The organism is Pseudovibrio flavus (genome assembly GCF_009711345.1).
GTDB lineage: Bacteria > Pseudomonadota > Alphaproteobacteria > Rhizobiales > Stappiaceae > Pseudovibrio > Pseudovibrio flavus.
The window spans coordinates 168,667-181,085 of the sequence record NZ_SMMA01000064.1; the positions used below are offsets into that span (position 1 = coordinate 168,667).

The 12,419-nt window shown below is 54.0% G+C and carries 11 protein-coding genes; 5 read left to right on the forward strand and 6 right to left on the reverse strand.

The window, feature by feature from the left end; all coding sequences use genetic code 11:
- Positions 1-147: 147 nt before the first annotated feature.
- Positions 148-1,170: a zinc metalloprotease HtpX gene (gene htpX / locus E1162_RS14290; protein WP_155132279.1), complete on the reverse strand. Its 1,023-nt coding sequence runs from the start codon at positions 1,168-1,170 to the stop codon at positions 148-150.
- Between the two features lie 282 nt (positions 1,171-1,452).
- Here htpX and E1162_RS14295 point away from each other — a divergent pair, with 282 nt between their 5' ends.
- From E1162_RS14295 to E1162_RS14315, 5 genes are all read left to right on the forward strand, one after another.
- Positions 1,453-1,683 (forward strand): DUF1674 domain-containing protein, encoded by a 231-nt coding sequence (locus E1162_RS14295; protein WP_155132700.1) that lies wholly within the window; start codon positions 1,453-1,455, stop codon positions 1,681-1,683.
- Positions 1,684-1,975: 292 nt separating this feature from the next.
- The gene (locus tag E1162_RS14300) at positions 1,976-3,187 is read left to right on the forward strand and encodes an aminotransferase class I/II-fold pyridoxal phosphate-dependent enzyme (RefSeq protein ID WP_155132281.1); all 1,212 of its coding nucleotides are present in this window, start codon (positions 1,976-1,978) and stop codon (positions 3,185-3,187) included.
- A gap of 8 nt (positions 3,188-3,195) precedes the next feature.
- Positions 3,196-6,147: a DNA translocase FtsK gene (locus tag E1162_RS14305; protein ID WP_155132283.1), complete on the forward strand. Its 2,952-nt coding sequence runs from the start codon at positions 3,196-3,198 to the stop codon at positions 6,145-6,147.
- A 133-nt stretch (positions 6,148-6,280) separates the two neighbouring features.
- A complete protein-coding gene (locus E1162_RS14310; protein ID WP_155132285.1) occupies positions 6,281-6,958 on the forward strand; it encodes an outer-membrane lipoprotein carrier protein LolA in 678 nt (225 codons plus the stop codon).
- An 81-nt stretch (positions 6,959-7,039) separates the two neighbouring features.
- Complete coding sequence (locus E1162_RS14315; RefSeq protein WP_257099006.1) at positions 7,040-8,089, forward strand: ATP-grasp domain-containing protein; 1,050 nt, start codon at positions 7,040-7,042, stop codon at positions 8,087-8,089.
- On the opposite strand, the gene E1162_RS14320 is transcribed toward E1162_RS14315, so the two are convergent.
- The 5 genes from E1162_RS14320 to yddG all read right to left on the reverse strand — a co-directional run bounded on the left by E1162_RS14320 (position 8,086) and on the right by yddG (position 12,336).
- Positions 8,086-9,015 (reverse strand): AEC family transporter, encoded by a 930-nt coding sequence (locus tag E1162_RS14320; protein WP_155132289.1) that lies wholly within the window; start codon positions 9,013-9,015, stop codon positions 8,086-8,088. The two genes, E1162_RS14315 and E1162_RS14320, sit on opposite strands and share 4 nt — an antisense overlap.
- Positions 9,016-9,107: 92 nt before the next feature.
- On the reverse strand, positions 9,108-10,034 hold the full coding sequence (locus E1162_RS14325; protein WP_155132291.1) for an AEC family transporter: 927 nt from the start codon (positions 10,032-10,034) through the stop codon (positions 9,108-9,110).
- 132 nt (positions 10,035-10,166) lie between these two features.
- A complete protein-coding gene (locus E1162_RS14330) occupies positions 10,167-10,376 on the reverse strand; it encodes a DUF1737 domain-containing protein (RefSeq protein WP_155132293.1) in 210 nt (69 codons plus the stop codon).
- Positions 10,377-10,463: 87 nt separating this feature from the next.
- On the reverse strand, positions 10,464-11,363 hold the full coding sequence (locus E1162_RS14335; RefSeq protein ID WP_257099007.1) for an HpcH/HpaI aldolase/citrate lyase family protein: 900 nt from the start codon (positions 11,361-11,363) through the stop codon (positions 10,464-10,466).
- Between the two features lie 76 nt (positions 11,364-11,439).
- Positions 11,440-12,336, reverse strand: coding sequence for an aromatic amino acid exporter YddG (gene yddG, locus E1162_RS14340; RefSeq protein ID WP_155132295.1), 897 nt, complete (start codon positions 12,334-12,336; stop codon positions 11,440-11,442).
- Positions 12,337-12,419: the final 83 nt, after the last annotated feature.

A 12,419-nucleotide genomic window follows, 5' to 3' on the forward strand; every position in this document is an offset into this window, starting at 1 on the left:
ATGCCCTCTAAAAATCCGTAAAAGCCTCAGTGAAGGGCGAATGCAAAAAAATCAATCGACCTCAGCTTCTTTTTTGAATGCTATTTCGTTTTCTATAGCAAATGGGGACAACTTTCATCGCCAGTCGTCCCCTTTTGGTTAGTCTCGTTAGCCCCAAGGGCCTTTAGGCTTGCTTGGCGGCTCGTTTCGGCCACCGCCGGAGCTACCACGGCCACTGCCGCCGCCCCATGGGCCACGAGGCGGCTCAGGCTGGCGAGGCTGCTGGGGCGCACTGCCAAAACCGGAGCGGCTGTAAGACTGGGTTCTACCGCCAAACGGGGAGTATCCATCACTTCCACCCATCTGCTGCAAAGCCTGAATACGGTTTGCTGTGTTCGGGTGGGTAGAAAACAGATTGTCCATATGCTCGCCGGAAAGCGGGTTGATGATGAACATATGCGCCGTTGCCGGATTGCGCTCGGCGTCTTCGTTATAAACTTGCTGGCCGCCGCCTGCGATCTTTGCAAGAGCCGATGCAAGCCAGATCGGGTTACCGCAAATTTGTGCGCCCATTTTATCGGCGGCATATTCACGGGTCCGCGAAATCGCCATCTGCACAAGGCTTGCAGCAATCGGCGCAAGGATCATGGTGGCGATTACGCCAATGAAGCCAAACGGATTGTTGTTCTCGCGGTTACCGCCAAACAAAAACGCGAAGTTGGCAAGCATGGATACGGCACCGGCGATGGTCGCGGTGATCGTCATGATCAAGGTATCGTGGTTCTTGATGTGCGCCAGCTCGTGCGCCATCACACCGGCGACCTCTTCCTTGGTCAGGGAGTTCAGCAGACCCGTTGTTGCTGCAACGGCGGCGTTTTCAGGGTTTCGCCCAGTTGCAAACGCGTTTGGCTGCGGGTTGTTGATCACGTAGACCTTTGGCATCGGCATATCAGCCCGTGCGGCCATTGCGCGAACCATGCCATAGAGTTCTGGAGCCTGACGTTCATCAACTTCCTGCGCATGGTGCATGGAGAGCACCATTTTGTCGGAGTTCCAATAGCTGAAAACGTTCATGCCCGCAGCAATCACGAGCGCAATAAGCATACCGCCGGAGCCGCCAATCATATAGCCGATGCCCATAAACAGGGCTGTCATGGCAGCAAGCAACATCGCTGTACGGACGTAGTTCATAGTCGGGGCTCCAGCTCCTTGGTTCTTTTTGAGTTCAGCATTATCAGAGCTGCAAATCTTGGCAAATCGCGGCTCTAACACATGATTGCATATAGTGTTCCACAGGCATTATATCCAATTGCGAACACACGGTAGATGGATATCGGTACCTATCGTGAATATATAAAGGGAGGTAGGTACGCCTGCTTATAAACGCAAGCAGCCAGTACCGCTCGTTTTTTGAACCCGCGAAACAAGGCGTGATCCATGGCAGACAGCACTATCAATCCCCTTGAAGGACAGATGAAGGCAACCGAGATCCGCGAGGCTGGAGAGACGGCCGAGCAGCCAAAACAGCGGCGCTTTGAAGATCTGCCCCCTGCTGCACAGCGCGCCTTGATTGAAGCGGAAGCCCGCCGAAAAGAGATTGATGCAGTTACCAAAAACAGGGCGAAGGAAATTAACGGGCGCGGCGGCCTCGACCCTGCACGTTACGAGGACTGGGAAGTAAAAGGCATCACCAGCGACTTTTAAGCACTGGTCCAGCCTACCCAAACCTTAGCCTTACCGGCTCAATCAGCACCACTCCCACAATGCACGGCCGCGCCGTTTCGCGCGGTCATCTCATATTCATCTAGAAAGTGCAAAAATTACAAACTTATCGCAGAGTTAGAATTTTACCACTTTCCTACGGTGAGTAGTGACATCATGCACCTTTATCATTCGCAGTTTTGCTCCGATTAGCTGCAACATCAGCAAATTGGTTAAGGCCCGATTTACCTTAAATCACTATAAATCTTCAGGACCAAGAGCTGTGAAACAAGATATGAGACTTTCCGTGACCAGCGTAGATGCAAAAGCAAAATCCTCCGGTGGGAATCCGTTCCAGCGGCTGCGCGACCAACTGCAAGGTATCCAGCCTGCGCTGCCGGACATCACCATGACCATCGGCGAACCTCGTCACGAACCACCTGCGTTCGTTGGAGAGGTGCTGGCACAGAACATCAACGACTTTCGCCGCTATCCGCCAATTCACGGTACGCCGAAGTTCCGCGAAGCTGTTGGAAGCTGGCTGAAGAACCGCTTTGGCCTTTCAGACAATTTTGATGCCGACAAAAGCGTCATTCCGCTCAACGGCTCCCGCGAAGGGCTGGTTTATGGCTGCGTCAGCGCACGGGATTACCTGAAAAAGCGCGATGCGACGCCTGCTGTCATCTTACCGAACCCGTTCTATCAAAGCTATGGCGCCGGTGCGCACATGGCAGGCGCGGAAGAAATTCTGCTGCCAGAACCGGCTGATGGCGCATTGCCGGATCTTGATGCGCTGGACCCAGCACTCTTGGATCGGACGATCGCGTTTTATTTCGCAACGCCTGCGAACCCGCAAGGCACTGTTGCCCCTCTGGACTACCTGAAGAAGCTCGTAGAGCTTGCCCGCAAGCACAATTTCATCGTGTTCTCTGACGAGTGTTACTCCGAGATTTACCGCGACGAGCCACCAGCAGGTATTTTGCAGGCCGCAGAAGCCATTGATGGCACGCTACGCAATGTTGTGGCGTTCAACTCGCTCTCCAAGCGCTCTAACCTGCCGGGTATTCGCTGCGGCTTGGCTGCTGGCGATCCCGAGTTTATCCAGTTTTTTGCCGATTTCCGTAACGTTGCCGCGCCGCAAGTCCCGCTGCCAGTGCAAGCGCTGGCCGTTCGCTGCTTTGGCGATGAAGAGCACGTTATCGAGAACCGGCGCCTCTACAATGAAAAGTACGAATTGGCGCAGGACATGCTGGAACCGCTGTTTGGCAACACCACCAAAGAAGGCGGCTTCTTCCTCTGGCTGGACGTTTCCCGCTGGGGCGACGGCGTAACAGTTGCTGAAAAGCTATGGCGTGAGGCAGGCCTAAAGGTGCTGCCGGGCGCTTACATCGCCTCGGATATGCCAGATGGCACAAATCCGGGTGCCAAATACATTCGCATCGCACTGGTGGAATCTCTTGAGACCAGCCGCGAAGCCTTCCAGCGCATTATTAATTGTCTGGAGTAAGAGACCATATGCGTCAGGCAAACACTATCAATCCAGCCCGAGTGGCAACTGTATCGCTTGAAGACACTGAAAACCCAATCAAGCGCTTCTTGAAGCGCAACCTGATTGCGGCAACGGGTCTGCTGATTATTGTCCTCGCGGTGTCCATTGCGGCCTCTCTTGCCACGTGGACCATTACTGATCCAAGCCTAAGCCATGCAACAACAGGGCCGACACAAAACGCACTGGGAACCCCCGGCGCAATATTGTCTGACTTGTTGATGCAAACCGTCGGGCTCTCGACTGCCATCTTCATTTTCCCGATTTTGGTCTGGGGTTGGCGGGTCTTCTGGCGTGGGCATTCCGGCTTTTCCAAAAAGCGATTTGCCAGCTGGCTCGGTGGAACGATAGTGTTTGCGGGCGGCCTTGCCGCCTTGCCTGTAAATCAGGCTTGGCCCCTTCCAACGGGCCTTGGCGGCTTCTTGGGCGACTGGGTGTTTGCTGTACCATCCGCCTTCCTGCCACAAATGTCAGAGAGCGTAAGCACGCTTGTAGGCGTCATCGGCCTTGGGCTGCCTGCCCTCTTTTTGCTTGCCCATGCAGCAGGCTGGGTAGGCCGCGACGCAGAACCGGTTGCTGTTGAAGAAGCCCCTGTCGCAACGCGCTACGACGACGAAGATTACGATGATGAAGAGGATGATCACCTCTCCACCGTCATCGGCCGCCTAAGCCACTGGAAGCTAATGGTGACGAGTGCCGTTAAACGCACAATGAACCGCCAGAAAGCCCAGCCAGCAGCATCTGCGGCGGCTGCAGCCACTCACGATGATTACGAAGATGACTACGATCATCAAGAGGAAGGCACCTATCGCCGCGGTTACACCCAAAACCAGCGGACCCAGCAGGCTGATGTCTATGATGATGAAGACGACTTCGTAGAAGAAGAGCTTGTTGAGGATGAAAAGCCGGCCGGCTTGGTAACGCGCCTGCGCCGTTCCGTTGCCAACCGCTTGATGCCGAAAGAAGACGACGGTCTTGACGAGTTCTACGACGCCTCAAAAGACCAGCCGCAACAAGGCGCAAACGCCCCCTACGATCAGGATATAGACGACGATCAATATGATCGCCGCGACTACGCTCATCACGATCAAGAGGATTTTCCGCCGTACCAAGGCGACTGGGAACCTGACGTTCCGCATGCCTATGATGACGATGACTACTACGATCATGAACAGGATCACCGCCACGAGCACGGGCACGATCATGACGTCGACCCTTATGACTACAAAGAGCAGGTGACGCCCGATACCCCAGCTCCTGCGCCTCGTTTGCGCCCTGTAGGAATTGCAGCGCCTTTAGAACCAGCGCCGACCGCACAGCCTCAGGCGCGCGTGGTACCACAAGCTCCTGCGCCCATACCAGCAGCCCCGGCCCGCAAAGAAGTACGCATTGCAGAACCGCAGCGCGAGCGGGAATATGAGCTGCCGCCTACAGAGCTTTTGCAGGAAGCGAAAGACACTGGCCGTGGCCGCCTGAGCCGTGATGCGCTAGAACAAAACGCCCGAATTTTGGAAGGTGTTCTGGAGGACTTTGGTGTACGCGGTGAAATTATCGAGGTTCGCCCCGGCCCTGTTGTAACTCTCTATGAACTGGCTCCGGCACCTGGCATTAAGTCATCCCGCGTTATCGGCCTTGCAGATGATATCGCCCGCTCTATGAGTGCGATCTCCGCTCGTGTAGCCGTCATTCCGGGCAAGAACGCCATTGGTATCGAGCTTCCAAATGCCACCCGCGAAACGGTTTACCTTCGTGAACTCATCGCAGCGCAGGACTTTGATCGCTCTAAAGCCAAGCTGGCAATGGCGCTCGGCAAAACCATCAATGGCGAACCGGTTATCGCAGACCTTGCCCGCATGCCTCACTTGCTGGTGGCAGGTACCACCGGCTCCGGTAAGTCCGTATCCATCAACACCATGATCCTTTCCCTGCTCTACCGCCTGACACCGGAGCAGTGCAAAATGATCATGATCGATCCAAAGATGCTGGAACTTTCCATCTACGATGGCATCCCGCACCTGCTGACCCCAGTGGTGACCGATCCGAACAAAGCGGTCGTCGCCTTGAAGTGGACAGTGCGCGAGATGGAAGACCGCTACAAGAAGATGTCCAAGATGGGCGTGCGTAACATCGACGGTTACAACACGCGCATTGAACAGGCCATGAAGAAGGGTGATCGCTTTACCCGTACGGTCCAGACCGGCTTTGATAAACACACCGGCGAGCCGATCTTCGAGGAAGAAGAACTGCCGCTCGAAAAGATGCCATACATTGTTGTTGTCGTCGATGAGATGGCAGACTTGATGATGGTCGCGGGTAAGGACATCGAAGGTGCTATCCAGCGTCTTGCTCAGATGGCCCGTGCTGCCGGTATCCACCTTATCATGGCCACGCAGCGTCCATCTGTGGACGTGATCACCGGTACCATCAAAGCGAACTTCCCGACCCGTATCTCGTTCCAGGTTACCTCCAAGATCGACAGTCGTACCATTCTTGGCGAAATGGGCGCAGAACAGCTGCTTGGTATGGGTGACATGCTCTACATGGCCGCCGGTGGTAAGACCCAGCGCGTCCACGGCCCGTTTGTCTCCGATGACGAGGTTGAGGATATTGTGAACCACCTGAAGGAACAGGGCGTGCCGCAATATCTTGAATCGGTGACCGAGGAAGAGGAAGAAGCTGGTGGCTATGACAGCCTGACTGCTGGCAGCGGCAACGCAAGCAACGATCTTTTTGATCAGGCAGTTGCCATTGTTGCACGAGACAAGAAAGCCTCCACCTCGTACATCCAGCGCCGTCTGTCCATCGGGTATAACCGTGCAGCGTCGCTCATCGAACGGATGGAGCAAGAAGGTATTATCGGACCGGCCAACCATGCCGGTAAGCGCGAAATTTTGCTGCGCACCGAGGACGAGGAATTTTAAGCAACCGGCAAGCATACAAGAATTGGGCGAAATACCGCCCAATCTTTGCCGAATAGACGAGTTAAAATAAGGCGAATCTGGCGCACATTGCAGCGCCCGCCAATCCAGAATTGACCGACGCGGAGTTTGTTTGATGATTGCAATGCCGATGCGCATGAAGAAGCAGAGCCTGATGCGCCTGTTCTCAGCCGCTATTCTGCTTTTAGGTGCCAGCCTTGTGGCGGCCCCTTCCCCTGCCCTTGCCGCAAAGACCAAAGCCTTGCCTTCCAAGCAGCAGGCACTGGCCGCAATCAATAACTACTTCAACCGCGTTAAAACCATGCATGGAGATTTCATCCAGTTTGGTCCAACCGGTGGCAGCGTTGAAGGCCAGTTCTTCATCAGCCGTCCGGGTAAAGTGCGCTTCTACTACAACAAGCCATCGACCCTCGACATCATCGCTGATGGCAAGATGATCAGCGTGAAAGACCGCAAGCTGCAAACGCAGGACCTGTGGCCGCTGTCGCAAACACCGCTGCGCTTCCTCTTGAGCGATAACATCGACCTTGCCCGCGATACCAACGTCACCAGTGTTGTTGTCGAACCGGACCTGATTTCCGTTGTTATTGACGATAAGACCCGCTTTGCCTCCGGTCGCCTGACGCTGATCTTCGACACCAAGGACTACAAGCTCAAACAGTGGACCGTGCGCGATAACCAAGGCTACGACACCTCGGTTGCCATCTACAACGTAGAAGAAAACGGCCCGACCAATCCGAAATTGTTCAAGATTGACTATCTGGCAAATGCTCGGCAGAACAGGGACAGATAGCCCTCAAAAAGAATTCTGAAAGAAAGCGGCTCAATGGGCCGCTTTTTTGTTTGGCTTAAAGCCCGTTTGAAAGAGACACCAATGGCCTTTTTTGCCGCCAGTGCCCACATGGATGACCTGCCAATCGCCAATCGGCTCTTTGCCGAACTGTGCGAGGAGCGCGGTGCCCGCCTCTATCTCGATGGTGATTTCAGATACGCCGGTTACATTGAGCGAGCTGACGGTAAGCGCTTTCCATTTGTTGGTGCCGCGTACTCACTAAACGGGCACGGACCAGCCCAGCTGGCAAAAGACAAAGATTATACCGGCCATATGCTCGCCCATGCCGGATTACCAACGCCAACGGGCATCATGGTTCATTCGGATGTAGAAATTGCAGCAATAGCGCGTCGCAACCCAGCCAGAGCCCACACCCTGAAAACGACAGCGGACGCGCTTACCTTTGCCACACATCACGGCTATCCGGTCTTCGTAAAACCGAATGACGAAATGCAAGGCACCGGCGTTTCGGCCGCTCATTGTGATGCAGAGCTAAACGTTGCCCTCAAAGAGCTTCTCACCACCTATGGCAAGGCGCTCGTACAGCAGGCAGTGAAGGGTAAAGATCTGCGCATCATCGTTCTGGATGGCAATGTTCTGCTCGCCGTTGAACGCATTCCTTTGAACGTCACAGGCGATGGAGAGACGCCGCTAGGAGCTTTGATCGAAGCTCATCTATCATCAAGAAAAACCCGAGGTGGCGGCCAGATCATTGCAGCAGATGACCCGCGCATCCATGCGCATTTGAAAGCACAAGGAAGGCACCTCGGTGACGTTCCAGCTTTGGGCGAAGTTGTTGGCCTTGTACCGGGTGCAAACCTCTCCACGGGCGGCTCTGCCGTTGACCGCACTTCATGCCTTGCACCGGACCTTGCCGCACTTGCGGTGAAAGCAGCGGAAGCCATTGGCCTTCGCTATGCAGGCGTTGATCTAATGGCGCACTCGGAGGAAGAAGCTGGACAGCCAGCCCATGTTCTTGAGGTAAACGCGGCTCCGGGCCTGACCCACTTTTACCGCGCAGATCAAAGCCATCAGGAGCCGGTTAAAAAGGTTTATGGCGCCCTTTTGGACGCCATACTGGCAAGCAACTAGTAGCCTTGTAGAACGGCCAGCGTCGTCAATGTAATCGACGCTGCAAAGGTCGTTACAAGCAGCACCTGACTGATAATGCCGCCATTCACGCGGTATTGCAGAGCAAGCACAAATGGCAGTACGCCACAAGGACCGGCAGCGGCGAACACGCCTGCGTTGGTCCAGCTTGGCGGCAGGCCTACAACACCAATCAGCATGACAGCGGCACACGCTGGCAACACAAACAGCTTCATGCAGGAGATGGTGGTCACAAGCATTTTGTTTTCTGTCAGCTTTTGTGCACTCAAGAAAATACCAAGCGCGAACAGGGAAACAGGCGAAGCAGCATCACCCAAGAAGCGGGTAAACACGCCCAAGCCATTGTCAAAGGACACCGCCATCAAATTGAGCCCCAGCCCTGCCAGCATAGACATGGCGTGCGGGTTCTTGATGATGCATGTGATGATCTTCAGCGCCGGGTTAACTTTGGAGGTGCTGCTGGCGCAATCGAGAATTACGACGGTGATGCCGTACATAATCATCGTATCGGTGGCGATTACGGCAACGATAGGCAGTACCGCATCAACGCCATAAATCACTTGCGCGATCGGCAGCACAAAGAACGTATGGTTGGTGAAGGCGGCCATAAAGCCAAAGAGCACACATTCCAAGATTGGCCGCTTGAACACGAAGCGGGTAATGCAGAAGGTTGTGAGGTTCACCAGAACCGCAACGGCCATGTACCCGACGACATAAAGAGGCTCGAATGATGAAAACGGAGCCGTGCCCACCATGTACAAAAAGAACGGCGGCAGGAGTGCATAAAACACAAGGCGGTTGAAGGTCTGGGCTTCTTGATTCGAAAACAGGCCAATGCGGCCACCTGCAAAACCCAAAAGGACAGCGCCGAAAATCGGCAGAACAGCATTCAAAAATACGTTGAGCACAGAGGGACCCCTTGAACGGAACCGCCAAGGGTTACGCTGGAGCGCCTCATTGAGCGACGCTCCAACTTGTCACAGGTATTTCAACCTATCAGTTAAAGCGGCAGTGCAGCCACAATCGTAATAGTGAACGCCGACAGGAAGGTTGTTACCAAAATAACCTCGCTCAGCAGATCCACCCTCGCCCGATACTGAATGCCCAGCACAAAGGTTAGAACACCACAAGGTCCGGCAGCCACGAGCACACCTTGAGGGACCCAGAAGTCTGACAGCGAAAACACCGGAACGAACAAAAGCCACGCAACGACTGGAATAAACACCAGCTTCATGAAGGTGATCGCCATCATGATTTTGCGCTCACCGCCAAGCTGCTGCTGGCTAAGCACAATGCCAAGCGCAAACAACGAACATGGTGCAGAGGCGTTACCCAGAAAACGGCTATAGACCCCGAAACCGTTATCCAGCGAGAAGCCTGCAAAGTTCACCAGAGTACCCAGCACCAGCGCCATGATATTCGGGTTCTTTACGAAGTTCTTGGCCAGATTGACGAGTGGATTGCCCTCCTGCTTCTTACTGGTCATCTCCAACACAAGGATCGTACCGCCAAGCAGAATAATGTTGTCGACAACGATTACGGAAATCACCGGAAGAGTGGAATCCGCACCGTGCAACAATTCGGCAATCGGCAAAATCACAAAGGTATGGTTACAGAACGCTGTCGCCATGCCCAGCAGCAAGCTTTCTGTAAACGACCTTTTGAAGACGAGGCGAGCAAGACAGAACGTTGCCGCATAGACAAACAGTTCCGCGCCCAAATAACCAAGAACATAGAAATAATCGAACTGTTCGAATGGTGCTTCAGCGACCAATATGAACAAGAGCGGAGGGAGAAGAACGTAGAATACGGTCTTGTTAATTACGCGAGCATCCGCGTCATCAAAGTATTTAATCTTGCCTACAATGTAGCCGATCAATACAGCACAGAAAATCGGCAAGACAACATTGAGAAATATATCAAGCACAGGACCATTTCCTCTTTGCGTTAATCAACGCCTACAGGAAATTCCGTGCTTCAACGAGTTAGGGTTATTTCTCAGATAAAGGAAACCTGCCCCGTTTCTCTGGAGCAGGTTTCAAACTGGCAAGTAAATATATCAGTACTGACCGAGCTTTGTTTCGCCTTTTACAAAGGTCTCTTCAGGAACATGCTTGATAACAGCCTGTCCGCACATGGTCACACCTTTGGTCGCGTCGTAGGTCATGGTTGGAGAGCCATGAAGTTCCCAACCCTTGTTGAGCGCTTCACTCACGCGGTGACAAAATTCAGAGGTATCTGGTTCGGTGATCAGACGATAAAGACGCATTGCAAGTCTCTTCACTACAATTGAAACGGGATGGGAACCTAACAAAATTAGCTGCGGAAAACCAGAAGGCTCCGGCGCACTAATCTGTTACTCACCCCGCCCTTCAATCGCCTGTGCAATCATAACTGTGCGCTCTGCCATCTGGGCATGCAGACGCTCCACCATCTTGCCTTCAACCTGAACAGCGCCTTTGCTTGCACTTTCTGGCAACTCGAACGCAGCGATGATTTTCTTCGCCCACTCCACTTCGGCAGTACTTGGCGCGAAGATACGATTGGCCGCTTCAATCTGTTTTGGATGGATAAGCGTCTTGCCATTCATCCCAAGATCCGCCCCTTGCTCACACTCGGCCGCAAAACCATCGAGGTCGGCGAAATCGTTGTAAACGCCATCCAGAACATCAACACCAGCAACGCGGGCAGCGGCTACACCCGTCATCAACCACGGCAAAAAGGCCATGCGCTGATTAGAAAAGCGCGCACCGCTCTCCTTAGCCAGGTCATTGGTACCCATCACAAAAACGGTGACCGGATACAACGGATCGCTTGCTGCCAGCGCTATTTCCTTGGCATTGAGCATGGCAAGCGGTGTTTCCAACATCGCCCAAAGCGCGGTAGGTTCTGCCTGTAGCTCTCCAAGAACCTGACGAACATAAGCAAGGTCTTCGGCGCTGCTTACTTTGGGAATAGCGATGGCATCGGCCCCAGCTTGTACTGCTGCTGCCAAGTCTTCAGCGCCCCAGTCCGTCTCCAGCCCGTTGATACGAATGACAACTTCGCGGTGACCGTAACCACCCGCTTTCACCGCAGCGCACACCTGCTCTCTGGCGACAGCTTTAGCATCAGGCGCAACAGCATCTTCCAGATCGAGAATAAGCCCGTCCGCATCCAGCTGCTTGGCTTTTTCCAGCGCTCTAGCATTAGAGCCCGGCATATAAAGCACACTCCGGCGCGGCCTAAATTCACTGTCTTTGGCTTCAGGTGTCATGCGAACCTCCCCATGCGCATAAAACTGACCATGAGTTGTAACTGAATTTGCTGCACTGCACCACTACCCGTAAGAGCTATTGTGAAGCCGCTAGAGAACGCCGGAAGATCAGATCCTTTGCAGCCACCACAGCACCAAGAACGATAAGCAGGCAGGAGGCAACAACGGGCATGGTGAGCGAGCCAAACCCCAGCAAGATCATCAAAAGCGTAGAAAGAAGAGGCGCGGCATAGGCGCTTGCTCCCAAAATCTGAATATCGCCGTGCTTCATGCCGATGTCCCATGTGAAGAACGAAAGGCCAAGCGGGAAAAGCCCCATGCCGACAATCGCCGCCCATTGCACTGCTGTCTGCGGAAACTGGGTTTCTTCAAAAAGCAAGTGAGCGCCAAGGGATAGAACCGCGGTGGCAATACAAAACCCACCGACAGCATCCGTTGGAACGGAAGGAAAGCGGCGAGAAAGCACCGAATAGGAAGACCAGAAAAGTGCCGCTGCCAGCGCGCACAAGTAGCCAAGCCAGTACTCGTCGCTAACGGCCAGAGAGCCATCTTTCATCAGCAAAACACCGACACCCAAGAGGCCCAGAAGGACGCCGATGATATGGTGGATGCGCAGGCGCTCGCCCGGCAAAAGCGCCGAGAACACAACAATCAAAACCGGCCATAGGTAGTTGATGAGGTTCGCCTCAAGTGGCGGTGCGTTGCGCAGACCTAGAAAATAAAAGGCGTGATACCCGAAAAGCCCAGCAACACCCAGCAGCCACACCCGTTTCGGCTGACGCAAGCTGCTAAACCCGCGACCAGTTACAGCAAGGCGCGCCATCGCCAAACCGCCGGAAATCGCAAAACACATGGCATTGAGCAGAAACGGCGGAACCGTGCCGGAAGCCGCGCCGAACGGACCAAGAAAAGACCACATGAAGATCGTGGAGAAGCCGATCATGGTCGCTGTTTGACGCGAAAAACTATTCATCGTTGCAAGCCAAATTGAAAAACACCAAATCAGGAAAAATCCATATCGGCCCTGAAGTGATTTTTCAATGCAATCAATGGCTA